The 26,845-nt window shown below is 53.9% G+C and carries 25 protein-coding genes; 16 read left to right on the top strand and 9 right to left on the bottom strand.

Annotated elements, in window-relative coordinates; all coding sequences use genetic code 11:
* Window positions 1-10: 10 nt before the first annotated feature.
* From ACXAE6_RS03385 to ACXAE6_RS03370, 4 genes are read right to left on the bottom strand one after another with little or no spacing between them, the layout of a single operon-like run.
* Complete coding sequence (locus ACXAE6_RS03385) at window positions 11-733, bottom strand: ABC transporter ATP-binding protein (protein ID WP_475144518.1); 723 nt, start codon at window positions 731-733, stop codon at window positions 11-13.
* Window positions 730-1,566: an ABC transporter ATP-binding protein gene (locus ACXAE6_RS03380; RefSeq protein ID WP_475144516.1), complete on the bottom strand. Its 837-nt coding sequence runs from the start codon at window positions 1,564-1,566 to the stop codon at window positions 730-732. Before ACXAE6_RS03380 ends, ACXAE6_RS03385 begins: the two co-directional genes overlap by 4 nt.
* Window positions 1,566-2,468, bottom strand: a complete 903-nt coding sequence (nikC, locus tag ACXAE6_RS03375; RefSeq protein WP_475144514.1) for a nickel transporter permease — start codon at window positions 2,466-2,468, stop codon at window positions 1,566-1,568. Before nikC ends, ACXAE6_RS03380 begins: the two co-directional genes overlap by 1 nt.
* Window positions 2,465-3,520, bottom strand: coding sequence for an ABC transporter permease (locus tag ACXAE6_RS03370; protein WP_475144512.1), 1,056 nt, complete (start codon window positions 3,518-3,520; stop codon window positions 2,465-2,467). The genes nikC and ACXAE6_RS03370 overlap by 4 nt, the downstream gene beginning before the upstream one ends.
* A 166-nt stretch (window positions 3,521-3,686) precedes the next feature.
* On the opposite strand from ACXAE6_RS03370, the gene ACXAE6_RS03365 reads away from it, so the two are divergent.
* The 5 genes from ACXAE6_RS03365 to ACXAE6_RS03345 all read left to right on the top strand — a co-directional run bounded on the left by ACXAE6_RS03365 (window position 3,687) and on the right by ACXAE6_RS03345 (window position 13,918).
* Complete coding sequence (locus tag ACXAE6_RS03365; protein WP_475144510.1) at window positions 3,687-4,298, top strand: helix-turn-helix domain-containing protein; 612 nt, start codon at window positions 3,687-3,689, stop codon at window positions 4,296-4,298.
* A gap of 29 nt (window positions 4,299-4,327) precedes the next feature.
* Window positions 4,328-5,917, top strand: coding sequence for an ABC transporter substrate-binding protein (locus tag ACXAE6_RS03360; RefSeq protein ID WP_475144507.1), 1,590 nt, complete (start codon window positions 4,328-4,330; stop codon window positions 5,915-5,917).
* 76 nt (window positions 5,918-5,993) lie between these two features.
* A complete protein-coding gene (locus ACXAE6_RS03355) occupies window positions 5,994-6,443 on the top strand; it encodes a GAF domain-containing protein (RefSeq protein ID WP_475144504.1) in 450 nt (149 codons plus the stop codon).
* 595 nt (window positions 6,444-7,038) lie between these two features.
* Window positions 7,039-10,317 carry a hypothetical protein gene (locus tag ACXAE6_RS03350; protein WP_475144500.1) on the top strand — a complete coding sequence of 1,093 codons (3,279 nt, stop codon included), beginning with the start codon at window positions 7,039-7,041 and terminating at the stop codon, window positions 10,315-10,317.
* 484 nt (window positions 10,318-10,801) lie between these two features.
* On the top strand, window positions 10,802-13,918 hold the full coding sequence (locus ACXAE6_RS03345) for a hypothetical protein (RefSeq protein WP_475144497.1): 3,117 nt from the start codon (window positions 10,802-10,804) through the stop codon (window positions 13,916-13,918).
* Between the two features lie 82 nt (window positions 13,919-14,000).
* Here ACXAE6_RS03345 and ACXAE6_RS03340 read toward each other — a convergent pair whose 3' ends face one another.
* Window positions 14,001-14,990: an LLM class flavin-dependent oxidoreductase gene (locus tag ACXAE6_RS03340; protein ID WP_475144494.1), complete on the bottom strand. Its 990-nt coding sequence runs from the start codon at window positions 14,988-14,990 to the stop codon at window positions 14,001-14,003.
* Window positions 14,991-15,126: 136 nt separating this feature from the next.
* On the opposite strand from ACXAE6_RS03340, the gene ACXAE6_RS03335 reads away from it, so the two are divergent.
* Window positions 15,127-15,747, top strand: a complete 621-nt coding sequence (locus ACXAE6_RS03335; RefSeq protein WP_475144492.1) for a LysE family translocator — start codon at window positions 15,127-15,129, stop codon at window positions 15,745-15,747.
* Window positions 15,748-15,752: 5 nt separating this feature from the next.
* On the opposite strand, the gene ACXAE6_RS03330 is transcribed toward ACXAE6_RS03335, so the two are convergent.
* Both ACXAE6_RS03330 and ACXAE6_RS03325 read right to left on the bottom strand, forming a co-directional pair.
* Complete coding sequence (locus ACXAE6_RS03330) at window positions 15,753-16,298, bottom strand: DsbA family protein (protein WP_475144488.1); 546 nt, start codon at window positions 16,296-16,298, stop codon at window positions 15,753-15,755.
* Window positions 16,299-16,397: 99 nt separating this feature from the next.
* On the bottom strand, window positions 16,398-16,841 hold the full coding sequence (locus ACXAE6_RS03325; RefSeq protein ID WP_475144485.1) for a hypothetical protein: 444 nt from the start codon (window positions 16,839-16,841) through the stop codon (window positions 16,398-16,400).
* A 231-nt stretch (window positions 16,842-17,072) separates the two neighbouring features.
* Between ACXAE6_RS03325 and ACXAE6_RS03320 the strand changes: the two genes are divergently transcribed.
* Both ACXAE6_RS03320 and ACXAE6_RS03315 read left to right on the top strand, forming a co-directional pair.
* A complete protein-coding gene (locus tag ACXAE6_RS03320) occupies window positions 17,073-17,534 on the top strand; it encodes a GNAT family N-acetyltransferase (RefSeq protein WP_475144482.1) in 462 nt (153 codons plus the stop codon).
* A gap of 27 nt (window positions 17,535-17,561) precedes the next feature.
* Complete coding sequence (locus ACXAE6_RS03315) at window positions 17,562-17,831, top strand: hypothetical protein (protein WP_475144480.1); 270 nt, start codon at window positions 17,562-17,564, stop codon at window positions 17,829-17,831.
* A 6-nt stretch (window positions 17,832-17,837) separates the two neighbouring features.
* On the opposite strand, the gene ACXAE6_RS03310 is transcribed toward ACXAE6_RS03315, so the two are convergent.
* On the bottom strand, window positions 17,838-18,245 hold the full coding sequence (locus ACXAE6_RS03310; RefSeq protein ID WP_475144476.1) for a DUF1761 domain-containing protein: 408 nt from the start codon (window positions 18,243-18,245) through the stop codon (window positions 17,838-17,840).
* A 173-nt stretch (window positions 18,246-18,418) separates the two neighbouring features.
* Entirely contained in the window at window positions 18,419-18,820 is a 402-nt protein-coding gene (locus ACXAE6_RS03305; RefSeq protein ID WP_475144473.1) for a GFA family protein, read from the bottom strand.
* A gap of 106 nt (window positions 18,821-18,926) precedes the next feature.
* On the opposite strand from ACXAE6_RS03305, the gene ACXAE6_RS03300 reads away from it, so the two are divergent.
* The 8 genes from ACXAE6_RS03300 (at window position 18,927) to ACXAE6_RS03265 (ending at window position 26,836) form a co-directional block, all read left to right on the top strand.
* Window positions 18,927-19,895, top strand: a complete 969-nt coding sequence (locus ACXAE6_RS03300) for a helix-turn-helix transcriptional regulator (RefSeq protein ID WP_475144471.1) — start codon at window positions 18,927-18,929, stop codon at window positions 19,893-19,895.
* A 237-nt stretch (window positions 19,896-20,132) separates the two neighbouring features.
* Window positions 20,133-21,149 (top strand): isopenicillin N synthase family dioxygenase, encoded by a 1,017-nt coding sequence (locus ACXAE6_RS03295; RefSeq protein ID WP_475144468.1) that lies wholly within the window; start codon window positions 20,133-20,135, stop codon window positions 21,147-21,149.
* Window positions 21,150-21,536, top strand: coding sequence for a VOC family protein (locus ACXAE6_RS03290; protein WP_475144464.1), 387 nt, complete (start codon window positions 21,150-21,152; stop codon window positions 21,534-21,536). It abuts the gene before it with no gap.
* A 30-nt stretch (window positions 21,537-21,566) separates the two neighbouring features.
* Entirely contained in the window at window positions 21,567-22,655 is a 1,089-nt protein-coding gene (locus tag ACXAE6_RS03285; protein ID WP_475144461.1) for a BMP family ABC transporter substrate-binding protein, read from the top strand.
* Window positions 22,652-24,178, top strand: coding sequence for an ABC transporter ATP-binding protein (locus tag ACXAE6_RS03280; protein WP_475144458.1), 1,527 nt, complete (start codon window positions 22,652-22,654; stop codon window positions 24,176-24,178). Before ACXAE6_RS03285 ends, ACXAE6_RS03280 begins: the two co-directional genes overlap by 4 nt.
* Window positions 24,171-25,262, top strand: a complete 1,092-nt coding sequence (locus ACXAE6_RS03275) for an ABC transporter permease (RefSeq protein ID WP_475144454.1) — start codon at window positions 24,171-24,173, stop codon at window positions 25,260-25,262. Before ACXAE6_RS03280 ends, ACXAE6_RS03275 begins: the two co-directional genes overlap by 8 nt.
* A gap of 2 nt (window positions 25,263-25,264) precedes the next feature.
* Window positions 25,265-26,191 carry an ABC transporter permease gene (locus ACXAE6_RS03270; protein WP_475144451.1) on the top strand — a complete coding sequence of 309 codons (927 nt, stop codon included), beginning with the start codon at window positions 25,265-25,267 and terminating at the stop codon, window positions 26,189-26,191.
* A gap of 3 nt (window positions 26,192-26,194) precedes the next feature.
* Window positions 26,195-26,836, top strand: a complete 642-nt coding sequence (locus tag ACXAE6_RS03265) for a cysteine hydrolase family protein (protein WP_475144450.1) — start codon at window positions 26,195-26,197, stop codon at window positions 26,834-26,836.
* The last annotated feature ends 9 nt before the right edge of the window (window positions 26,837-26,845 follow it).

Raw genomic sequence — 26,845 nt, 5'->3', positions numbered from 1 at the left:
CTCTCTTTAATCAGTGGCTTTTCGACAGCAATTCCTGGCCGTAATCGCTGTCGAGTTGGCGGGTTTTCAATTGGCTGACAGCGGCGACTTCAACCAATTCGCCATGGCGCAGCACACCCAACCGGTCGCATAAAAAGGACACCACCGGCAGGTCGTGGGTGACCAGAAAATAGGTCAACTGCCGTTCTGCGCGCAGCGTCTTCAACAGGTTCAAGACTTCAGCCTGCACCGATACATCCAGCGCCGAGGTTGGTTCGTCGAGCAGCAGAATTTTCGGATCGAGCATCAGCGCCCGGGCAATGGCAACGCGCTGACGTTGTCCGCCGGACAACTGATGCGGTAGCCGGAAACGAAATTTCTGCGCCAGGCCGACATCATCGAGCGCTTTTAAAACGCGTTCGCTGTGGTTGCCAATGCCATGAATCGCCAAGGGTTCCGACAAAATAGTGTCGACGCTTTTGCGCGGATGCAGCGAGCCATAAGGATCCTGAAACACCATCTGACACAGCCTTACCTGAGCGGTATTTTGTGTCTTGCGCAACGCTTGCTGATTCAGTCGAATGTCTCCAGTCCAATGGCGTTCCTGGCCGGAAATGGCTTTCAAAATGGTCGATTTCCCCGAGCCGCTTTCGCCCACCAGCGCAAAACTTTCGCCCTTGGCGATATCCAGACTGACCGACTTCACCACCTCGGTATCGCCGTAGGAAACGCTGAGATTATTCAGTTCGATCATTGGCTGTATGCCTCCAGATCGGCGCGATTTAATACCGGCAAATGGTCGCGGTTTTCATCCAGAGTTGGCATCGATGCCAGCAAACCTTGGGTATAAGGATGCTGCGCCAGATGCAGTTCATTGGCGGCGCAGGTTTCGACAATGTGACCGTTAAACATCACCAAAATACGGTCGCAATAACGCGCCACCAAGTTGAGATCGTGGCTGATAAAAATCAGTCCCATACCGTTGCGATTAACCAGGTCATCAAGAATATCGAGCACCTGAGCCTGCACTGACACATCCAAGGCGGATGTTGGTTCGTCGGCGATAATTAAATCGGGTTCCAGTATCACCATCATGGCAATCATTACCCGCTGGCCCATGCCGCCGGAGACTTCATGCGGATAGAGCCGATAGACCCGTTCGGGATCGTGAATGCGCACCGACTCCAGTGCCTGCAACACTTTTTGTTTGCGTTGGCGGCGCGATACCTTGCTGTGTACCGCCATCACTTCGGCCATCTGTTCGCCGATGCGCATCACCGGATTGAGCGAATATTTCGGGTCCTGCATCACCATCGACAGTTTGGCGCCGCGCAGTTTGCGCATAGCGCGATCGCTGAGCGTGGTGAGTTCTTCGCCATTAAAACGCAGCGCGTCGGCGCTGACTTTTCCCGGTGCGCGAATCAGTCGCAGTAGTGCACGGCCAGTCATGGATTTACCCGAACCACTTTCACCGACGATGCCCAGGCGTTCCCGACCCAGTTCAAAACTGACGCCTTTGACCACCTCGATCGGGCCCTGCTCCGAAGGAAAGCTGACGCGCAGATTATTGACTTCTAAAAGAGGCATCAGTGGCTCCTGTTACGCGGATCGAGGACATCGCGCAGCCCATCGCCAAACAGGCAAAAGCCCAGACTGACGATAAGAATGGCGAAGCCCGGCATGGTGGCAACCCACCATTGATCGAGAATGTAATTGCGGCCGCTGGAGATCATCGCGCCCCACTCCGGCAGCGGCGGTTGCGCACCGAGACCGAGAAAACCGAGGCCGGCGGCGGTGAGAATAATGCCGGCCATATCCAGGGTGACGCGCACAATGGTCGACGACATACACAGCGGAATAACGTGCCGAAAAATAATGCGCAGATGACCCGCACCTTGCATGCGAATGGCGCTGATAAATTCTGCCTGCCGGAAGGTGAGTGTTTCGGCGCGGGCGATACGCGCATAGACCGGCCAGGCGGTAATGGCGATGGCGATAACAGCGTTTTCAATGCCTGGCCCTAAAGCGGCAACAAACGCCAATGCCAAAATCAGTCGCGGCATAGACAGAAAAATATCGGTGATGCCCATCAAAATACGATCAACCCAGCCACCGAAATAACCAGCGACAGTGCCAATCAATAAACCGATGGGCGCGGAAATAACCGCCACCAACAGCACAATAAAGAGCGTAATGCGCGAGCCATAAATAATGCGCGACAAAATATCGCGGCCCAGTTCGTCGGTGCCCATCCAGTGTGCCGCCGAGGGCGGTTGCAGACGCGCGCCAAGATCACTGGCAATGGGAGAATAGGGCGCAATCAGCGGTGCCAAAGCTGCCACTAACAGCAGCGCGATAATGATCAATAAACCGATCAGCGCCAGTGGATTACGCATCAGGTTGCGCAGCGTGCGATAGCCCTGGCCGAGGCTCGCCTGCCAGCGGGTTTCTGGGCTGTCATCCAACAGCCAGCTTTTCGACAACATCATGAGCGGGCCCTCGGGTCGAGCAAGCGGTAGAGCAGATCGGAGATTTTATTGACGCCAATAAAAACCGCGCCGATTACCAGAGTGGCACCGAGCACCGAATTCATATCGGCGTTGAGCAAGGCATTGGTGAGGAAGTTACCGATACCTGGCCAGGAGAACACCGTTTCGATCATCACCGAACCTTCCAGTAACTGCGCAAAAGACAAACCGATCACGGTCACCAGTTGTACCCGAATGGGTCGAAACGCATGTCGCCAGATCACCAGATATTCCGGCACGCCTTTAACCCGGGCGGTGGTGACAAATTCCTGGCTGAGTTGTTCGAGCATAAAAGAGCGGGTCATGCGCGCTATGTAGGCCAGACTGAAAAAGCCCAGGATCGTCGCCGGCAAAATGATGTGTGAGAAGGCGCTGCGCCAGACCATCCAATCGCCAGCCAGCAGACTGTCGATTAACAGCAAGCCGGTGCGGCTGGGCACCATCCCTTCCAGATAGATATCGATGCGGCCCGGACCACCCACCCAATGCAGATGCGCATAGAACAGCGCCAGACCAACCAGACCTAACCAGAACGCCGGAATGGCGTAACCGGCCAGACCAATCACGCGGATGATTTGATCGAGCCAGGAACCCTGGCGCGCTGCAGCGATGACGCCGGCCGGAACGCCCAGCGCGACGCCGATGATGATGCCGATCAGTGCCATTTCCAGCGTCGCCGGAAACACCCGCGCCAGTTCTTCGGCGACCGGTCTTTGCGAGCTGACCGACACGCCTAAGTCACCGCTGAGCACCGAGCCGACATAGTGGATGAACTGCACGATCAACGGATCATCCAGGCCCATTTCCAGACGGGCAGCGTCGTAGACAGCTTGGGGCGCGCGGTCGCCGACCACGGCCAAAACCGGGTCGATAGGCACGACTCGGCCGATTAAAAAGGTAATCGCCAGAAGCCCGAGAAAGGTCGCTGCAACCGTAGCCAGCACGCCGGAAATCGACAGCAACCAGCGCCGCAGCGAGGGTAAGCGGGTACGCCAAAGGGCTCCCTGATCCATGGTAAAAGCGCCTTTTACTCTATAAAAATGTTTTTTGACTAAACTAAAAAATTTTTATAGTGTCAAACTGGTTTTAATAAAAGTGTCAAATTGGTTTCACAGACAACAGTGTCAAACAGGGTTCATGACGAACTCTGATAAACGGCGATTTATAGAAGGATGACTCATGGTGTTGCCCGACGCCCAACCAGACAGCGAGAAAAAACTACTCAGTGGTGGGCGCATTCGCGACGCCCGTCGACGCGCCAATCTGACCTTGCAGCAACTGAGTGACCTGGCCGGTATCTCGGTGGGGTTTTTGAGTCTGGTCGAACGCGACAAAGCGACGCCGTCGCTCGGCACCCTGGCGCAATTAGCGGGGGCGCTGGAAGTGTCCATCGAATACTTTATCGCCACGCCCAAGGTGACCGACAGCTATACCCGCGCTGACGAGCGCAGTCGTTTCGCCGTGGCCGATTCGTCCCTGCAATACGAAAAGCTGTCCACCGATCTGCCTGGTGGCACGCTCACCTCCTTGATCATCCATATCCCGGCCGGTTACGCCTCTGAGCTGACCAGTCACCCAGGTGAAGAAATGATTGTGGTGCTCGAAGGTGAAGTGCAGCAGGTGCTGGGCGAAGGCAGCTTTGCCATGAAAGTCGGCGACTCGCTGCACTTTATGGGTGACACCCCACACAGCTTTGCGAACACCGGCGACACCCCGGCACGAATACTCTGGACTGGCACCACCCCTCGCTTACGAGGACCAAAACAAACCCCGCTCAAACGCGAGTCATAACTCTAATAGAAAGTTGGGAGTCAATAACCATGAAGAGAGTCATCCACACGACCCTGGCCGCAGCCTTAGCGCTGCTGCCGGTCACACAACTGCACGCTGCGACACCGGACAACACTTTGGTAGTGGCGCAAAATATCGACGACATCGTCAGCATCGATCCGGCCCAGGCCTACGAGTTTTCCTCCGGTGAATACGTCGCCAACAGCTACGACCAGTTGGTGCAGTACGATGCGACTAACACCACCGAACTGTCGCCAGGCCTGGCGACTGATTGGGACATCGACGCCGCCAACAAAACCATCACCTTCACGCTGCGTGATGACGTCACCTTTCACTCCGGCAACCCGCTGCGCGCTGAAGACGTGGTCTATTCCTTCACTCGTGTGGTCAAGCTGAACAAGGCGCCAGCCTTTATTCTGACTCAGCTGGGTTGGACGGCGGATAACGTCGAGCAGATGGTTACCGCCGATGGCGATCAGGTCGTGGTTCAGTACGCTGGTGATTTCGCGCCTTCATTCGTAATGAATGTCCTGGCGTCACGCCCGGCTGCGGTGGTTGATGCGGTCGAAGTCAGTTCGCATGAAGTCGACGGCGATATGGGCAACGGCTGGCTGAACCGCAACTCAGCCGGTACCGGCCCGTTCAAACTGCGCACCTATCGCCCGGCTGAATTGTTGATTATGGATGCCAATGCGGACTACTTCGGCGGTGCACCGAAGATGGACACCGTTATTATCCGTCACGTTGCCGAAGCCGCGACTCAGCGTCTGCTGCTCGAAGCCGGTGACGTTGATATGGCGATGAACCTGACGCCGGATCAGATTGCCGGCATGGCCGACAACAGCGACGTTAACACCGAAACCTACCCTCAGGCAGCGGTGCATTTCCTGTCGTTTAACCAGAAAAACGAGGCACTGACCTCAGAAACCCTCTGGGAAGCAGCGCGTTACCTGGTCGATTATCAAGGTATGGTTGATTCCTTCCTGAATGGCCAGATGCAAGTGCATCAGGCGTTCTGGCCAGCCGGTTTCCCCGGTGCTGTGGAAGACACGCCTTACAGCTATGACCCGGACCGCGCGCGTGAAATTCTCGAAGACGCCGGTGTTGAACTGCCGATTACCGTCACCCTGGACGTGATCAACGCCGCGCCCTTCACCGATATGGCGCAGGCGCTGCAAGCGACCTTTGCGCCCGTGGGCATCAACTTCGACATCATTCCTGGCACCGGTGCGCAGGTGATCACCAAGTACCGCGCCCGTACTCACGAAGCCATGTTGCTGTACTGGGGTCCGGACTTTATGGACCCGCATTCCAACGCCAAGGCGTTCTCTTATAACGCCGACAACTCCGACGACCACTACCAGAGCACCACCACCTGGCGTAATGCCTGGCAGCCGTCGGACGAGCTGAATGAGGAAACCATGGCAGCGCTGACCGAGCAGGATTCAGACAAGCGTCTGGATATGTATCGTCATCTGCAAGTTGAAGTGCAGCAGCATTCGCCGATCGTCATCATGTTCCAGGCGACCAAGCAGGTGGCCATGTCGGAGCGCGTCAGTGGCTTCGTCAACGGCGCTATTTCAGATTACGTTTACTACCGCTTGGTTGAAAAAGACTGAGCCATGGGCAACACCAGAAGGCGCTTCGGCGCCTTCATTTTTTTGCATCAGTGATATTTGTACAGGAAACAACACAGTGCACAGTGAAACCTTGTATACGCAGTTCCACCAGCAGGCCGACCAGGCCATCGGTGTCAAACTCTTTACCGTAATGGTGGTGGATAACGAGGCCGGTTTGTCGCGCCGGGCTTACACCTCCCACCCAGAACAATACCCGACCTCCGGCTCCAAACCTTTGCATAAGGAAGATCGCTGGAGCCAGCAGGTGTTGGTCGAGCAGCGGTGCTTTATCGCCAACAGCACCGCTGGTTTTGCCGATGTATTTCCGGACCACGCCTTAATTAACGAACTGGGCTGTGAGTCGGTGATCAACGTGCCCATCGTCGATGGCGGCGAAGTGATCGGCACGGTGAACTGTCTGGATGTGGCCGATCATTTCGATAAAGCGCGAGTGGCTACGCTGCTAAAGCTGATCGACGCGCAACGCGCCGACCTGATCGCCGCCATTCGTTCTGCCAGCTTTTAACACGGCTCGATTTTAAAGCCCCCGCATCACCTCGGCCGCGATGCTGAACGACTTCAAATGCGCGGCCTGAACGAAAATCGGGCCGTTCATAATCACTTCATCAACCTGAGTTCGGCTGATAAAAGTGCCAGTCAACGACGAGCCGTTTGCGGCGAACCCACAGCCGATTTGGTCAGCACGGGTTCTACCTGTAGGCGTTTCATAGGCGAGCCGATCTGGTCGAGATCATCGACTGGGGTTGCATCGTTTATCGTCACGATTCGCTCGTTCGATTCCTATTCCGATCCTCCTCGAAACCGGCCACTTATAACCCGTGGAGCCGATATTGATCGGTGGACAGCCCGAAATCTGAATGCCGCTCGGTTCCGAATTAAGCGAAAAGTCCCATGACCCAACTGCAACGATCGGGTCAGTGAATAAATTCCGTGGGTTATCCGTCTATTAAAAGTGATTTAGTTCTCATATTTAATAACACAATAAAAATACAACGTTTTTTACAACGATAAATACAACGCTGAGGATATAGATTGCATGCTCGGAAGTTGAGTGTCTTCTCAGCTGGTTCTGTCAGTGACTGTTTATAGGGAGATTCGCGATGCAGTTACAATCTTGGTATTCAATTATTGCGACCGTATTGGCCGCAATAACCCTCGCGGCCTGTAATTCGGAGTCCGGGGATTCGGGCCGGAAAGGCGGCTCGGGCCAGGAAGAAGTGAAAAGTTACATGATTGGTGGTGTGGTGAATGGGCTGCCTGCCGATGCAACGGGCCTTGTGCTGTTAAACGGTGAAGAGCAACTGACCATTCCCGCTGGAGAACCGGGCTTTAGCTTTAACAGTAAAGTCCCTGATGGGAGCTCATACAATGTGACGGTATCTCTCTCACCGGATGGCTATGAATGCACCGTTAAGGACGGTAGTGGAGTGGTAGACGGTCAGGACGTAGCAGTTCACGTGGAGTGCAGCCTAATACCTTACAAGCTCGGTGTCACTGTCGATGGGCTGGCTGCAGGCATCCAAGTGAGTTTGCAGCTGGAAGCGCCGAGCCTGGATGAAAGTCCCGTGGTACAGAACTTCAGCAATGGTGACTCCACCTTTAACGCGAGCCTCACGATAGGAAACAACTACACCGTTACCGTGCTGCCCCTGTCGGAATACCAATGCGACATTACTGCGGGTGGCAGCGGTACCGTAAATGGGGATAAATTGCCCTCGGTTAAAGTGAGCTGCAGCCAAAACCGATACAGTATCGGCGTTGCGGTGGATGGACTGGGTGCAGATAAGCAGGTCAGTCTGGAGTTGAAATCGTCTGGCCTTAGTGAAGGTTCGGTGACTCAGAGTTTTGCCAATGGGAGCTCCACCTTTGGTGCGGACCTTGCGGGAGGTAGCGAATATACAGTGACCCTGAGTCAATCCCCTGCGGGCTATCAATGTTCGGTTATTGGAGGTGGCGACGGTACGGTGAGCAGTGCCAGCGTGATCATCGTCACAGTAGAGTGCAAGCCTGAATACAGTATCAAAATCGCGGTGAGTGGGTTGGAGAGCTCGGGCAGTCAGGTCAGTGTGACGTTGGATTCGCCGAGCTTGGGTGGCAGTTCGGAGATAAAGGACGTCGGCAGCAGTGGCTCTACCTTTGATGCCAAGCTGTTCACTGGTAGCCAATACACCATTACCGTGGATCAGACCACGCTAGGCTATTATTGTGAGATTGGCGGTGCCGGCAGTGTGACTGACACCGTGGGCTCAGCTAATGTGACTGTTGATGTCAGTTGCCACGATATTGTACTGGGTGGCTCGGTTACCGGTTTGGGGGGGAACCCGCTGAAACTTGAGTTGACTGTTGGTGGTGTAACCCAGGGCTACTCACCGGTCGTTGAAAATAATCGCTATGAATTCAACCCGGCCATTGCCTTTGGTAGTAACTATGAAATAGCGATTCCGGCAGAGTCGGTACCCGGCCTTGAATGCGATATCGAGAATAAAAGCGGTGCTATCACAACCTCAAATCTCAATAATCTCAAAAATATTAATGTCACCTGTAAAGTATCGACTATGGAGCTGTCGCTATCAGGGGACGTCACGGGTTTAAAGACTGGCGGGTTGAAGTTACAACTGGCGTTTTTTGCAGACGCGTCATTAGTCGATCTTATCGAGGACCCGGTTTCTCTTGAGGTCAAGTCAAGCGAATTTGACTTTGAAAATAAAGAAATCCCTAAATCCGCCCACTATCAACTCGCTATTGAAGCCATGCCCCCAAACCAACTCTGCGAGATTCAGAAAGGGGCTACGGATCTGGTGGAAAACTATTTGGATAAAAGCGTGGCAATTTATTGTCGCAGTTGGAATGGTGAATTTACTGTTGATAATTTAATCAGAACAGGCGACCCCGAAGATGAAAAACAAGTCTATGATTTGGAGCCAAGGGTATCTGTGGGGGAAAATGGCTCGGGCCATGTTGTATGGCGTATGAGAAACAAAAATCATGGACCTGATAAATTTACATCTTGGCTGATAGCAAGGCCCGTTAATATACCTAATGGTACTATGTCTGACTTGTGGAAACTTGATGGTATATCTTCTGAGTATATCGAAAACGAAACGAATATATTAAATGTGCCACATAACCCTCAGATAGCGACAGATAAAGACGGTAACTCTGTTGTGGTCTGGAGTAATCTGCATCGGCCTTCGGGTAAAGGATCCTTTGGACGGCGAATCATGTCACAACGACTGACCCAGAATAGTTCTGCATCCTTAGAGCAAGCTACTTTTCTGGCTGCAAGAGATGACGCCACCACTTTCAGCGTCCCACAGGTGGCCATCAGCAAACAGCGCAGTGGCAGTGAGGTTTTCGCGGTCTGGGGCAGTTACTATTCAGCCGACGAGAACAGTGCAGAGCGAGTTGGCGTGCGTCGTCAGAATTTAGCGGACAATGCGACCGATTGGGACCCGGTTGGGTGGTTAGACTCTGTATACCCGCAACACCCGACGAAAGATCCGCATGTCGCAGTAGATAATCGGAATAATGCCGTTGTTGTGTGGCAACAAAGCAGGGCGGTCAACAACAGCGGTTATGGCATATACGCCGATGTGTTTTATGGCAAAGGCGACCAGAAGGACCGGTTGGGTACCCGGTCACTCGATTTCACGCAGACGGCAGGGGGCAATAAGATAAACCTTGACGTCAGCGAACTAGGGCATCCCAAGGTGGCGGTCAACAATAATAACCAGGCAATAGCCGTATGGGAGCATCTGATTCTTGGTGGTGCCAACGATGGCAAAGTAGTGATCCGGGCCAGTCGATATGTGCTTGGGGTCGGTCAGTGGAGTACGAGTCAAGCCCTAAGTCCTGACACCCGTTATGCCTATCGGCCATCAATAGCAGTGTCGGATAGCGGCCGCGCCATCGCTGTGTGGTTGCAGAGTGAATCGAGTTGGTTGTACCTCAGTTCGCCTGTAGAACAATCGGTTTGGGCTGCGGTGTATGATCCTTCGGCAGATGCCTGGGGTCCGCCAGAGAAATTGGGCGATGCCGGCCTTGGTGATCAAACACGAAGTATGCGTCGTCCTCAGGTCGTCATCCGAGACAATGGCGAAGCCATGGTGGTCTGGTCTGAGTTTATCAATGAGGCAGGTCGTCAAGGTTATCGAGTGTTGGGCCGGGCGCTTGTTGATCTGGTTGACTCAAAAGGTAAAACGACACCGACCTGGGTCTCCCTGCGTGATAGTCAAATAGGTGACAGCCTGAATACTGAATATCTTTCTAATTACGATCCTGAGCCCCAGATTGCAATGGATAGGAACGGCAAAGCCATGGTGGTATGGGTCGGTGATCAGGCCGATAACAAACGGGTCACCGGTATGTTCTTCCGCTAAGCAGTGTTGTTTTAGAAGCACCCTAAAAAGACCGGCAGAGTTTGTATTCTGTCGGTCTTTTTATTGATCGGCGCTTTATTGGCGAGTCGATCTGGCCGAGATCATCGACCGGGTTTGCATCTTTTATCGACACGATTCGCTCGTTCGATTCCTATTCCGTTCCTCCTCGAAACAGGCCACTTATAACTCGTAATTCCGTGGGTTATCCGTCTATTAAAAGTGATTTAGTTCGCATATTTGATAACAAAATAAAAATACAACGTTTTTTTACAACGATAAATACAACGCTGAGGACATAGATTGCATGCTCGGAAGTTGAGTGTCTTCTCAGCTGATTCTGTCAGTAACTGTTATAGGGGGATTCGCGATGCAGTTACGACTCGGGTATTCAATTATTGCGACCGTATTGGCCGCAATAACCCTCGCGGCCTGTAATTCGGAGTCCGGGGATTCGGGCCGGAAAGGCGGCTCGGGCCAGGAAGAAGTGAAAAGTTACGTGATTGGTGGTGTGGTGAATGGGCTGCCTGCCGATGCAACGGGCCTTGTGCTGTTAAACGGTGAAGAGCAACTGACCATTCCCGCTGGAGAACCGGGCTTTAGCTTTAACAGTAAAGTCCCTGATGGGAACTCATACAATGTGACGGTATCTCTCTCGCCGGAAGGCTATGAATGCACCGTTGAGGACGGTAGTGGAGTGGTGGACGGTAAGGACGTAGCAGTTCACGTGGAGTGCAGCCTAATACCTTACAAGCTTGGCGTCACTGTCGATGGGCTGGCCGCAGGCATCCAAGTGAGTTTGCAGCTGGAAGCGCCGAGCCTGGATGAAAGTCCCGTGGTACAGAACTTCAGCAATGGTGACTCCACCTTTAACGCGAGCCTCACGATAGGAAACAACTACATCGTTACCGTGCTGCCCCTGTCGGAATACCAATGCGACATTACTGCGGGTGGCAGCGGTACCGTAAATGCGGATGAATTGACCTCGGTTAAAGTGAGCTGCAGCCAAAACCGATACAGTATCGGCGTTGCGGTGGATGGACTGGGTGCAGATAAGCAGGTCAGTCTGGAGTTGAAATCGTCTGGCCTTAGTGAAGGTTCGGTGACTCAGAGTTTTGCCAATGAGAGCTCCACCTTTGGTGCGGACCTTGCGGGAGGTAGCGAATATACAGTGACCCTGAGTCAATCCCCTGCGGGCTATCAATGTTCGGTTATTGGAGGTGGCGACGGTACGGTGAGCAGTGCCAGCGTGATCATCGTCACAGTAGAGTGCAAGCCTGAATACAGTATCAAAATCGCGGTGAGTGGGTTGGAGAGCTTGGGCAGTCAGGTCAGCGTGACGTTGGATTCGCCGAGCTTGGATGGCAGTCCGGAGATAAAGGACGTCGGCAGCAGTGGCCTTACCTTTGATGCCAAGCTGTTCACTGGTAGCCAATACACCATTACCGTGGATCAGACCACGCTAGGCTATTATTGTGAGATTGGCGGTGCCGGCAGTGTGACTGACACCGTGGGCTCAGCTAATGTGACTGTTGATATCAGTTGCCACGATATTGTACTGGGTGGCTCGGTTACCGGTTTGGGGGGGAACCCGCTGAAACTTGAGTTGACTGTTGGTAGTGTAACCCAGGGCTACTCACCGGTCGTTGAAAATAATCGCTATGAATTCAACCCGGCCATTGCCTTTGGTAGTCACTATAAAGTTGTGATACAGGCAATGTCAGTACCCAATACCCTTGAATGCGATATCAAGAATAATGAAGGTACTATCACAACCTTTAATCTCAATGAGCTCAATGTCACCTGTAAACTATCTGCTACTGCTACGACGCTGTCGTTATCAGGGGACGTCACGGGTTTAAAGAATGATGGTTTGAAGCTGCAACTCGCGTTTGAAGACCAATCTTCATCAGATTTTTTCGTGATATCAGAGTCACTCTCGATCAATTCAGACCTCAATAATGTGGTTCGATTTAACTTTGACGAGAAGGAAGTCTCTAAATCCGCCCGCTATAAGCTCGCTATTGAAGCCATGCCCCAAAACCAGCTTTGCGAAATTCAGAAAGGGGCTACGGGTCGGGTGGAAGACTATAATTCTGAAAGCGTGGCAATTTATTGCCGCAGTTGGAGTCATGAATTTATTGTTGATGAATTCGAAGTGCCGCACTCCACAGGTGAAGAATATTTCTATCGCATAGAACCGAGGGTGTCTGTGGGGGAGAATGGCTTGGGCCATGTAATATGGCGCTTACAAAATAATTATTGGGGCCCTAAGAAAGTTACATCTTGGCAGATGGCAAGGGCCATTAATATACCTAATGCTACTAGGGGACCCTTGTTCCGTGAAGAACAATCCGGGTTCAGTACAGATCAAGACACATATGGCTCCCAGATAGCGACGGATAAAGAGGGTAACTCTGTTATGGTCTGGAGTGAACCGCACCGGCCGGCGGGTAAAGGTCCCTTTGGGCGGCGAATTATGTCAAGGCGACTGCTCCAAGATGGTTCATCGCCGCCGCCTTCTATTTATATGGCTGCGGATCCCGGTACCACTTTCAGCGTCCCACAGGTGGCCATCAGCAAACAGCGCAGTGGCAGTGAGGTTTTCGCGGTCTGGGGCAGTTACTATTCAGCCGACGAGAACAGTGCAGAGCGAGTTGGCGTGCGTCGTCAGAATTTAGCGGACAATGCGACCGATTGGGACCCGGTTGGGTGGTTAGACTCTGTATACCCGCAACACCCGACGAAAGATCCGCATGTTGCAGTAGATAATCAGAATAATGCCGTTGTTGTGTGGCAACAAAGTAAGCCGGACAACAGCGGTTATGGCATATACGCCGATGTGTATTATGGCAAAGGCGATCAGAAGGACTGGTTGGGTACCCGGTCACTCGATTTCATGCAGAAGACGGCAGGTACGCTGGACAATGTCAGCGCCGAAATGGGGCATCCCAAGGTGGCTATCAACAATAATAACCAGGCAATGGCGATATGGGAGCATCTCAATATTGGCGGTGCCAACGATGGCAAAGTAGTGATCCGAACCAGTCGATATGTGCTTGGGGTTGGTCAGTGGAGTGCAGGTCAAGACCTGAGCCTTAATACTCGTTCTGCCTATCGGCCAGCAATAGCAGTGTCGGATAGCGGCCGTGCCATCGCTGTGTGGTTGCAGGATGAATGGAATAAAGAGCAATCGGTTTTTGCGGCTGTTTATGATCCTTCAGCAGATGCCTGGGGTAACCCCAGAAAATTGGGCGATGCTGGCCCCGGTGATGGAACAAAAAATATACGCCGTCCCCAGGTCGTCATACGAGACAATGGCGAAGCCATGGTGGTCTGGTCTGAGTTAATCCCAGAAGCAGGTTATCAAGGTTATCGAGTGTTGGGTAAGGCGCTTGTTGATTTGGTTTATCCGAATGGTAAAACGATACCGACTTGGATCTCCTTGCGTGATAGCCAAATAGGTGACAGCCTGAACACTGAATACTTTTTTAATTACGATCCTGAGCCCCAGATTGCAATGGATAGGAACGGCAAAGCCATGGTGGTATGGATCGGTGACCAGGCCGATAATAAACGGATTACCGGTATGTTCTTCCGCTAGGTATCGTTGATTAAGAAACACCCTAAAAAGACCGGCAGAGTGTGAGCGCTGTCGGTCTTTTTTATTGATAGGCGCTTCAGTCTTATAGCCCCCGCATCGCTTCAGCGCCGATGCTGTACGATTTCAGCCGGGCGGCGTGATCAAAGATCGGCCCGGTTAAAATCACCTCATCGACCTGGGTGCGGCTGATAAAGGCCGCCAGCCAGCGCCGAACGCTCTGCGGTGAACCCACCGCAGATTCCACCAGAGCGTGCTCCACTTGCATGCGTTCCATCGGCGAACCGATGCTGTCCAGGTCATCGACCGGCGGCGGCATCTTGCCCGGTGTGCCTCGGCGCAGCGCGACAAACTGTTGCATCATCGACGTCTTCAGCCGTTCGCCTTCGGCGTCAGTATCGGCGGCGAACAGATTGGCCGCAGCCGCGCAATAAGGTTTGTCCAGATAAGCCGAAGGCTGGAAGCGTTCGCGATAAATCGCCAGCGCCTGGTCGAGCATGTCCGGCGCGAAATGCGAGGCGAACGCGAAGGGCAGACCCAAAGCCGCCGCCAGTTGCGCCGAATACAGACTGGAGCCAAGCAGCCAGATAGGAATGCGCGTACCTGCGCCGGGAATCGCCTTGATGCGCTGGCCTTCCTGCAACGGTTCCAGATAGGCCAGCAATTCCTGCACATCATCGGGGAAACGATCGGCGGCCGACATGGGGTCACGACGCATTGCCTGCATGGTGGCGCCATCGGTGCCCGGAGCGCGGCCCAGACCCAGATCGACCCGACCCGGATACAGCTCGGCCAAAGTGCCATATTGTTCGGCGATCACCAGCGGTGAGTGGTTGGGCAGCATGACACCGCCGGAGCCAATGCGAATGCGTTCGGTGCCTTCGGCAACGAAGCCGAGCGCAACCGAGGTCGCGGCGCTGGCGATGCCGGTCATATTATGGTGTTCGGCCATCCAAAAACGGGTGTAACCGAGTTGTTCAACGTGGCGGGCGAGGTCGCGGCTGTTGTGCAGCGCCTGGCGCACATCGGAACCTTCGGTGATGGGCGCAAGATCAAGGACGGAAAAGGCAGTCATAAGAGCTCCAAAACTGGGCGGTTGGCGAATCCCGCTATAAGATGGGATACGAACTTGGCCCTGTTATGGGGTCGTCAATGGTCAGCGCAAGCCGTGCCAAAGGTCAGCTTTGACACGCTGCGTCTATGAAAGCGAGATGATGATGATCAGCGTTGAATTCCTACTGACCTCTCTTGTTGTGGTGCTGATTCCCGGCACCGGCGTACTTTACACCGTCGCCACCGGGCTGTTTGTTAACCGTCGTGCCAGCTTCTATGCGGCGGCCGGTTGTACACTGGGCATCGTGCCGCCGTTGCTCGCCAGTGTGCTTGGCCTGGCGGTGATCTTTCACACCAGTGTGCTGGCGTTTCAGATCATCAAGTACGCCGGGGTGATTTATCTGTTGTATCTGGCCTGGACGATGTGGCGCTCCAGCGGACCGATGAGCGTCGCTGAAGGTGGTCCTGAAAAAGGCGCCTTGTCAGTGGCCTTGAAAGGACTGCTGATCAACATCCTCAATCCGAAGCTGTCCATTTTCTTCCTCGCCTTTATGCCGCAATTTGTGCAGCCCGAGGCAGGCCAGCCGTTGATACAAATGCTGCTGCTCGGCGGCGCCTTTATGCTGATGACGCTAGTGATCTTTATCGGCTATGGACTGCTTGCCAATCAATTCCGCCAGTGGGTGACGCAATCCCAGCGCGCTGGTGTGGTGTTGCAAAAAATCTTTGCTGGTAGCTTTGCGGCGCTGGGGGTAAAGCTGGCGATGACTGAACAATAATCGTCTTAGCCAACCATTGCCTGAGCCCATTCTTCGACGCTGTCGCCACTGCCCATCGCGGGTTGCACCAGACCATCGACCATAAAGGTCGGCGATACATGGATGCCGTTTTGGCGCGCGTATTTGCAGTGCCGCTTGATCAGTTGATCGAGATCGTGCTGTTCAAAAGCGGCGGTTAATTTAACGCCGCTGTAAGTTTCCAATCGCGCCAGAATATCATTGGGTGTGGCATCACGATTCGGGCCCACACAATGATGTTCGAATTCGAACTCTTCGCGATGATCGGCCACCGCCTGCAATACTTTTTGGGCCTGGTCGCGGCCGTTGTCGAGCGTCGAAGCCGCCAGCACAGCGCGCACAATAACACCGGAAAATAAGTGCCAGGGCTGTGACTGCAACCAGATTTGCACACGGATCTGATCACTGCCAGCGTGCGCTAATAATGCGTCCAGTTTATTAAAGGCTTTAACCGAAAACGGGCAGGTGGGCTCGAGAAAGACTTCGAAGCGACGCAGTCCGCTTCCCCAGATCAATGGTTCGGCGATATGCATATCGTTAGCCTCAATAATCACTATAAGACAAAACAATCAGTGGGGCGCCAAGGGTAGTGGTTTGCGCAGGCGCCCCGGTTTTAGGTAATTGATCAGCAGTTAGGACTCAGGAATAACCAGAAATTCCAACTCAACATTGGCCTGATTGGCTGCTTCGGTCAGGTTTTCCTGAAACTGGGCACCGCCAACAAAGACCACTTTTTTACCATCGATGGAACCTTCGCCGTCTTTTAGCGCGCGCTCAAGTGTAGCGGCGGCAAGCACATCCGAATCTGAAGTGACGATGGTGGGAATCCCCGGCTCCACCTGTTGCAGATGTGCCAGCAGGTTATCAGAAGGAACTGTAGGCCCCATCTTCAGGCTGGTGGCGAGCAAGGAGTCGCTGACGTTGTTTCCGGCACTGGGAATTTCTGCAATGTATTTCTTGCCATAGGATGATTCGATCATATTCATCCGATTTTCCCGGCTGTGCATACCACCCCCGGTGGCGCAACCAGCCAGCACCAACATCACAAGCGTTAACAGGCTTATCTGGCGTAACATCGATTTCTCCTTGAAGCATTTCAACGGTAAGGTTATTGCAGCCTTGGCGACCCTGGGGCCATGGGGATGCTTTGGCTGATGGTACTATCGTTACATTGGTAAAGGGTAGTTTAAGCGCTGGCGCTCTTTGCAAAAGGGGTGCACATCTGTCCGTCTTTGATCACTATTCGATTCAGAGTGATCTTCCTTTGTATTGATCGAATAGTATTAACTCAACAGGAGTGCATGCCGATGCCTGTCAGAGCGCCGGAATCAGCTGAGATGGATGCAGTCTATATGATGGGCTATGACGCCTGGGGTGATGGCGATGACGAGGCTACTCATCTACACGATTGTCGTACCAGTGAGAAATACGCTGCTGGAGAATGGTTTGTTTGGGATGAAGAAGACCAAGCGGTAGCATCTTTGATTGTTTTTAAAAATCGCTACCAGTTGCCCAGCGGTTGTTATGGTATCGGCTCCGTTGCCACCGCGCCCGACCAGCGTGGTCAGGGTTATGCCACTGCGTTAATTAACGCGGTCGTCGATTTGTTAGCCGAGCGTGATCAGGCTCGGGCGGTCTATCTGCATAGCGATATTGAACCCGCCTTTTATCGCCGACTCGGTTTTGAATGCGTGCAGCCTGGCAGCCACTGTATGGTAAACAAACTCGACGACAGTGTTTCGGTGGCGCCAATACCTGACTACTTTTAAAACAATCAATGACAATGTTGGACTGGCATGAAGTATCTAGTAATCGCGCTGGTGATGGCGCTGGGTTTGTATTTACTGGCGGCCAGTCAGGCCGAACGCGCTTATGACTTTTGTGTGCAGGCAAAGGGTTTACCCAGCAGCGCCATCGAAGCGCGACTGGGTAAACATTATGACGTACGCAACGGCGTGCACCGTTACGACCCTACCTGGATCTACGCCATGATGTATAGCGATGACATCGGCGTACAATACAACCGCCAATGGCGTGCTATGCGTGTCAGCTGTGGCGAAAACTGATCTCGTTTAATTCAAGGCGAACAAAATAAAACACGCCATCGTTATACCTATCAGATGATAGCTGCCGGTAATCAGGCTATAAAATAACGGTCTCGGTATGTTCGGGTTGATAGCGATATTTACTGTATTGGCTACTAAAAAACCGATGCCAACCAAGAGCGCAATAGCGAGTGTCGAAGCCGTGCTGTTGATCGCCAGCCACTGCATCAGCAGAGCCATAGCGACGGTGACGACCAGGGTGCAAAGCGCCGGGCCGATAATAAAAATCGGTGCGTTTGCCGGAGCCGCATCCGCGCCGCGACCCAGAGCCTGTTGATAGGCCTTATTAAAAAATACCGTAAACCAGAGCGCGCCCAATACAAAGTAAGGTACGAAGGCGGCGAGCACAGCCCACCAGTTTAATGCAGTTAACATTCAGACCGTCCTCTCTGCGTTATCGATAAAATCAGCCCGGGCATGGGCTGGTTGCGTAAGCGGTAATGGTGAAGCTGGCGCTGGGTATCCGATTGCCTGCATTGATACCAGCCGCTTTGTAACCGTCGTTTGGTGAGTGGCGAGCTTGATGGGTGTGACATAAAACTCTCCCGTTAAAGATACTGAGTCAGTGCCGGCGCTTCGAACCAGTTATCGTGGCGACCGTCGCTGTAACGCACCGGAATTTCCGCCAGTTGCTTCGCATCGACCGAATCCAGACAAGCCAGGTTGACGCTGACAAAGTCACCACCCAGTACATCCAAAGTGCCGCGGCCGAATGGACGCACGCCACAGTGTTTGCAAAACAGGTGATGCATCACCTCGCCAAACTGGTAATCGCTGAGCGCCGCTTCGCCGGATAACAGGCGAAACTGCTCGGGCTTCAGGCTGACACTCCAGGCGCGTGTCTTGGTGCAGATGGAACAGTTGCACTTGCCACTGCCCTCGCTCAGATCGATGTCGGCTTCGAACCGGACTGCGCCGCAATGACAACTGCCGTTGTGGGTGGTACGCATGGATATTCGCTCCGCTGGGTGAATGGAAGCACCAGCTTAAAAGTCAAATAGGCTGGATTACGCCCTAATTCAGTGTCACTCTGACAGCCTCGCTCTGGAGGCTGTTATGACCCGTCCCACCACCCGAGTTCTGGCGCTATTGGAATTGTTGCAGACGCATCGCCGCCTCAGTGGCAGCGAACTGGCGCGTCGTCTGGAGGTCGATGGCCGCACCGTGCGCCGCTATATCCAGACGCTCGAAGAGATGGGCGTGCCGGTGGTGGCCGAACGCGGCCGTGATGGCGGTTATGCTTTGGTTGCGGGTTTCAAACTGCCGCCGATGATGTTTACTGATGAAGAAACCCTGGCCGTGGCGCTGGGTTTGGTCGCGGCTTCTGGATTGGGTTTGTCGGAAAACGAAGTCGCCGTTACCAGCGTGCGCGCCAAGTTGGAAAGAGTGATGCCCGAACGCCTGAAGCGGCGGGTGCGCGCCATTGGCGAAACCACTCAGATGGCGCGCGCGCCGGCGCGGATCGATATCGACGAAGGTGTTTTTATTACCCTGACGGAAACTTCCCTGGCACAACAACGCGTGCGTCTGACGTATTGCAGCGTTGATGGCGAGGTCTCCCTGCGTGATGTGGATCCTTATGGCTTGGTGTTTCGCACCGGCTACTGGTACGTCAGTGGCTATTGCCATCTGCGCAAGGACCTGCGCTCGTTCCGGCTGGATCGCGTCACCAGTGTCAGCGCTTTGCCGGAAAGCTTTTTACGACCCGCCGATTTCGATGCCGCCCGTTATCTGTCGGACAGCCTAAAAGGTTTGTTTGCCGGTCAGGAAAATCTCTGGGACATCGAAATTATGCTCTATACCCAATCACAAAGTGTGTCACGTCAGTTGGGTTGGTTTGGTGGTGTTTATATTCCCACCGAAGCTGGCCTGCTGTTACGCACCTGCACGCCCAACCTGGAATGGCTGGCGGTGTCACTCTGTTCGCTATCGATCGATTTCCGCATTGAAAAGCCGGCTGAGTTACGCACCGCCGTTGCCAATCACGCCCGGCATTTATTGCAGTTGGCTGAAAAGTCCGACTGACTATCCTCGTCACTATCGAACATCTTTGCCCCCAATTCGTGCCTTCGAGCAGACCATAAGCTCTAATTTGGACCATTTGATCCACATCATTGTTCCCGCCAAAAATAACTCCTTGTTTTTATTGCAATTTAATTATTGGCACGCTTACTGCTCTGCCCAATCCCGAGCGAGCACTCAGCCAAAAGGGATGGGTTGCATGGCCTCGCTGTGAACTGAAGTCATTCGAGGGCAAACAACATGACGAAGTTAGAGCAGGTACCCACCATCGATTTGGCGCCCTATTTCGACGGCACCGAAGCGGGCAAACAGCAGGTCGCTCAAGCGGTTGATCAGGCCTGTAAAGACATTGGTTTTCTGGTCATCGTTAATCACGGTATTGATGAAAAACTGGTGGAGCGCGTTTACCAATTAAGTCGTGAATTTTTCAATCAACCCATGGCAGAAAAGCGCAAAGTAGACCGGCCGCGTGCCGACATGGTGCGTGGCTACAGCGCTGTCGCCGAAGAGAGTTTGTCTTATTCACTCGAAGAAGCTGCACCGGGCGATTTAAAAGAAAGTTTCTCCATCGGTCCGGTTGATGTGCCAGACGATGACTACCACAGTCTGGACGTCGCCGGGCCGCATTTTGCGCCCAATGTCTGGCCACAGAATATTCCCGGTTTTGAACAGGCTTACGCCGACTATTTTTCTGCCATGAGCGATTTGGCGCGTTCGCTGATGCGTATTTTTGCGCTGTCGTTAAAGCTCGATGAATACTTTTTCGATGACAAAATCGATAAAGAAATCTCCATGCTGCGTACGCTCAGCTATCCGAATGTCGGCGATCAGATTGAACCCGGTCAGATGCGCGCTGGCGCACACAGCGACTATGGCAGCCTGACCATCGTCCGCCCGGACAATTCACCCGGTGGCCTGCAGGCGTGCAATCACAACGGCGACTGGGTTGACGTGCCCTATGTCGAAGGCGGCTTTGCGGTCAATATTGGCGACTTGATGATGCGCTGGACCAACGACCAGTGGATTTCCACCTTGCACCGGGTGGTCAATCCACCGCTCGATGCCAGTGCCGAACACCCGCGTCAGTCGATCGTGTTTTTCCACCAGCCGAATTACGACGCCGTTATCGAATGTCTGCCGAGTTGTCTCGACGCCAACGGCCAGGCCAAGTATCCGCCAGTCACCTCCGGTGATCATCTGAAATCCAAGTTCGTCAAACAGACCACCTTTGGTGGCAGTAAAACCGAGGTGGCCTGAATGAGCACGCTGTCGTACGTCAATGTTTTCGCCAAAGACATCGAAGCACAGAATGTTTTTTATCGGGATTTATTTGGCTTTAAAGAAATCCCGGAGATTCGTTCGCCGATTTTTCGCGGTCTGGATACCGGTAAATCCTGCATTGGTTTTAATGCTCTCGATGCTTATGAACTGCTGCATCTGGATGAATACTCCGACACTCAGGGCTGCAAGTTTTTGCTCAATATTGATGTCGATTCCAAGGAAGAAGTCGATCAGTACGTGCCCAAAGCGGTGGCTGCCGGCGCAACCTTAATTAAGGAGCCTTACGAAACTTATTACCACTGGTACCAGGCTGTTTTGCTGGACCCGGAAGGCAATGTTTTCCGAATCAACTACATGATGTAGCCAACCTAAACCGCCCCAAAGGACATCCTCATGAAACACTTTGCAATCCGCGCCGCTATGGTGCTGGCAGGCCTTATTGGTCTGGCCAATTTAAGTTTTGCCGAAGGCTTTACCCTGAGTGAAGAACCGAAAATTGCTATGCTGTATATCTCACCGACTAACGACGGTGGTTGGACACAGGCGTTCGACGAAGCCCGCCAGAAACTCGAAGATGAACTGGATGTGAAGATTCAGTATGTTGAAAGCGTACCGGAAACCGCCTCGGCCATTCGCCCGGCTGTCGCGCGTTTAATTCAACGCGGCGCCAACATCATTATCGGTACGGCTTTTGGTTATTCCGACACCTTTGCCGCCCTGGCTGAAGAATACCCAGACGTGGCTTTCCTGAACGGCTCGGGTACCACCAACAGCGATAACCTCTTGGCGTTTTATGGTCGTACTTATGAAAGTCAGTATCTGTGTGGCATGGCTGCCGGTGCTGCGTCCCCGACCGGCAAGCTCGGCTTCGTTGCCGCCAATCCGTTCGGCCAGGTCAACTGGACCATCAACGCCTACGCCATGGGCGCCCGGGAAATGAATCCGGAAGCCACGGTTACCGTGGTCTATACCGGTGCCTGGAACGACCCGACCAAAGAACGCGCTGCGACTCAGGCATTGATCGACCAGGGCGCTGATGTCATCGGCCAGCACGTTGATACCCCGACGCCGCAATTGGTGGCGCAGGAGAACGGCGTTTACGGCACCGGCCACCATCGTGACTTCCGCGAGTTTGCACCCCAAGCGACCGTCTGTTCTTCGGTCTGGGTGTGGGATCGTTTCCTGAAAGACGAACTGGAAAAAATCTTTGCCGGTAACTGGGAACCGAATCCTTACGGCGCACTGCTGTCGATGCAAGAAGGTGGCACCGACATCGCCTGCTGTGGTCCGGGCGTCGATGCCGAAGAAGAAGCCAAGATTATGGCGGCGCGTGAAAAACTGCTGAACGGCGAACTCGATATTTATGCCGGTCCTTTGACTGATCAAAACGGTAACGTCATTGCCGCTGAAGGCGAAACGGTTTCCGATGGCGATCTGTGGCAAATGGATTGGTTTGTCGACGGAGTGATTACTCAGCAATGAAGCCAGACAACGCGATCCAACTGACCGGCGTCAGCAAAACCTTTGATGGCTTTCGCGCTTTGGTGGACGCTGACTTCACCGCCAAGTGGGGTGAGGTTCATGCGCTGCTCGGTGAGAATGGCGCTGGTAAATCCTCGCTGATGAATATAGCGGCGGGGCTTTACGGGCCGGAAAGTGGATCGCTGTTGATCGATGATAATGCCGTCGAGTTAAAGGGCCCAAAACAGGCAGCCCGGCTCGGCATTGGCATGGTGCACCAGCATTTTAAACTGGTCACCCCCTTTACTGTGGCTGAGAATATTCTGCTCAATCTCGGTCACCAACAACGCAGCGGCTGGCATCGTCAGCGGCTGCGCCAGGTCTCGGACGATATCCGGGCCATGGCAGAAAAACTGGGCTTTAACATCGACCCCGACGCACGCATCAGCCGGTTGTCTATTGCCGAACAACAGCGCGTGGAAATCGTCAAGGTGCTGCTTGCTGGAGCCAAGGTGTTGATCCTAGATGAGCCGACCGCCGTGCTTACCGAAGCCGAAGCCGAGCGCTTGCTGACGACGGTGCAAGGCCTGGCGCGCGAAGGCGCTGCGGTGATTCTGGTCACCCACAAGATGAACGATGTGCTGCGCTATGCCGATCAGGTAACCATTATGCGCGCCGGTCAAACCATCACTTCGTTAAAGCCCGATTCGGTGTCGGTGGACGAGTTGGTGAAGCTGACCGTTGGCGAGTCTGCCGCGCGCACTGAGCCAGTTGTCGCCAGCACTGAACCTGGCGAAGCCTTGTTGTCGGTTCGTCACTTGGTCAGCCGGGTCAGTAACGGTCATCCGCCGTTAAACGGCGTCGACTTAACACTGCACCGGGGTGAGATTTATGGCATTGCGGGTGTCGGTGGTAACGGCCAGAGTGAACTGGCCAATGTGTTGATGGGGTTACCTGAAGCCGTCGACGGCGAGGTTGAATGGATTGGCGAAGGCGTTCTGTCGGAATTCAGTGCCGGGCAGCGACGCCAACTCGGCATCGCCTCTATTCCCGCTGATCGTTACGGCGCGGCGCTGGCCGGGCCATTATCCATCGCCGATAACTTTGCCATGGGTGACATTCATTCCGGACGTTACGGGCCTTCATGGTGGCTGCGCCAAAGTGCCATCGAAAAAGCCGCCGATGCAGCGGTGTTGCAGTTCGATGTGCAAGGCGTGCGCTCGCAAAAACAGAAGGCGGCGCTGCTTTCCGGTGGTAATGCGCAGAAGCTGGTGATCGCCCGTGAATTCAGCCAACCCCCCAGGCTGGTGTTCGCTCACAGCCCCAGTCGCGGGCTGGATGTGAAAGCCACGCTGGCAGTGCGCGAGCGCTTAAAAGCAGCGCGCGATCAGGGTGCGGCGGTGTTGTTGATCAGTGAAGATCTGGAGGAGGTTTTGGCATTGGCCGATCGTATTGGGGTGATGTCTGCCGGTCGCATTGTCGAGGAGTTTTCTCAGCCGGCCGATCGTCAGGCCATTGGTCAGGCTATGGTGAATCATGTTTGAAACTGCTGTAAAACGTCCGCTGTTAGGTTACAAGTTCGCGCTGGAAATTCGTCAACAAATGGCCTGGTATTGGCAGGCGTTGATCTTGTCCGCATCCTTGCTGATCGGCTTGTTAATTTCCGGTGCGATTCTGGTCGCCGCCGGTGTTCCGGCCGGTGAATTACTCAACGAATTTGTGCTCTACACCTTGCTCGATGCACAAAGTCTGCAATCGGTTATCTTTCAGGCATCGCCATTAATATTAGTCGGCCTAGCCGGTTGCCTGGCGTTTCGGGCGCGCTTTTGGAACCTGGGCCTGGAAGGTCAGATGATCTTCGGCGCCATCGGTGCGACTGCCATAACAATGTGGGAAGTCGGCACGCCGTCGATGCGCTTACCGCTGATGATTATCGCGGCGTTGGTCTGCGGTTTGTTGTGGGCGCTGGTGCCGGCTTTGTTGCGCTTAAAGCTGGGCGTCAACGAAATTGTCTCAACCTTGATGCTCAATTACGTCGCCATTAATTTTCTATTGCATCTGATGTATGGAGCCTGGAAAGATCCTAAAGATGCCTTCCCTTATTCGCCCAAATTTGAAGCCTTTGAATTACTGCCAGATGTATTGGGTGGCATCAGCCTGTCGATTCCATTGGCATTGATTATTGCCGTCATCGTGTTCTGGTTCGTCAGTCTGTCGCGGGCGGGTTTGTATTTGCGCTTCGTTGATCAAAGCCCGGGTGTGGCTCGCGCACTCGGTGTGCCGACGGCAAAAATCATTTTACTGACGGTACTGTTCTCTGGTGCTTTGGCAGGTCTCGCTGGGCTCATGGTGGCGGCCGGTCAGGAAGGCCGGCTGACGCATTCGTTTTATGTCGGTTACGGTTTTTCCGGCATTTTGATCGCATTTTTAGCGCGGAATAATCCCATCGCCGCGACCTGCGCGGCCCTGTTGATTGCGACCTTATTTGTCGGCGGTCGCAGCTTACAGGTGTTCTACCAAATTCCCTTTGCCATGGTGCAGTTGATTCAGGCGGTGTTGGTGATCTGCGTGGCTTCGTCGGACTTCTTTATTCGTCATCGCATTCGTCGTATTCAAGGAGGCGATTGAACATGGCTTTGATCAGCAGTTGGCTGGGTAATACGCCAGAGTTTGCCGTGCCCTTTGCGTTAGCGGCTTTGGGTTTAATCATTACCGAAAAGTCGGGCGTCTTGGCGCTCGGTGCTGAAGGCTTGATGTTGGTTGGCGCCGTGGTCGGCATCGGTGCTTATCTGGGGTTTGGTAATACGCCGCTGGCACTGATGGTCGCCATGGTCAGCGCCAGCTTGGTGTCTTTGTTGTTTGCCTTGATGGTGTTGGTGATGCGCATCAACCAGGTGATTTCTGGTCTGGTGCTGGTGTTTTTCTGCCAGGGTTTGAGTACCTGGATTGGCAGCCAGTTTGGCTGGGTGAATCGACCGGTGCCGGGCCTCAGTGAGTTTGCAATCTGGGGCTTGGCGGATATTCCGCTTATCGGTCGCGTCTTTATTCAAAATGCCGTGGTCTATTTAACGCCGTTGATTTTTTTGCTCAGTGTCTGGGCGCTGTATCGCACCACGGCCGGTTTGCGCTTGCGCGCTGTTGGTGAAAACCCGCAGGCGGCCGATGCGGCGGGTATTTCGGTGCTCGGTTATCGGCTCGCGGCCATCGTAATCGGCTCCGCCTTGATTGGTTTGGCCGGTGCTTTTATTTCCGTACTCAGCACTAAGTTGTGGATCGCCAATATGACCGGTGGCCGTGGCTGGATTGCTGTCGCTCTGGTAATTTTTGCCCGCTGGTCGCCGTGGAAAGCGCTGGCGGGTGCGCTGCTTTTTGGCTGCATCGAAGCGCTGATTCCGCAGTTGGCAGCCTCGGGCATTAAGCTGTCGCAGTACTTTGTGTTTATGGCGCCTTATCTGATCACCCTCGGCGTGATGGTCTGGGTTGCGGTAAGCAAGCGCGACAGCAGCAGTCAGCCGGGTGCTTTGGGCAGTGCTTTTATTCGTGAAGAGCGTACCTGAACCATGCCGTTGTTAACTCAGCCCTGGCCGCTTAACAAAGCCCGCACCGCGCTGATTATTGTCGATATGCAGCGGGTGTTTTGTGCCTCGGACGGCGCCCTTTTTGTGCCTTCGACCGAGGCGATCATCGGGCCGATACAACATCTGGCGGATGCCTGCCGCGCGCTACAAATACCGGTGATTTATCTGCGCCATATCTTGCGTGGCGATGGCAGCGATAGCGGCCGGATGCGCGATCTGTACCCGGACGTGGATCAGGTTTTGGCGCGTGACAATCCTGATGTTGCGATCATCGATCAACTGCTTCCCGAGCCGGGCGATATCATTGTCGATAAGTTGTTTTACAGCGGTTTCCACAACACCGATCTCGACACCATTCTGCGCGCCCGCGATATCGATACGCTCCTGGTCTGCGGCACCGTTACCAATGTCTGCTGCGACACCACCATTCGCGATGCGGTGCACCGGGAATACAAGGTGGTGGCGTTGAGCGATGCCATGGCGGCGATGCCCTATCCGGATCTGGGCTTTGGTGCAGTCTCGGCAGAAGAAGTCCAGAAGGTGGCGCTGACCACCTTCGCCTATGAATTTGGTGAGGTCGCCCGCTGCGCGGAACTGTTACAGCGACTGCATCAGGCCGCTTAACGTCCTTTT

This window comes from Saccharospirillum sp. ABV4_185 (assembly GCF_056159245.1).
The sequence above is the reverse complement of the archived record's forward strand: the minus strand, read 5'-3'. Positions and strand labels throughout refer to the sequence as shown.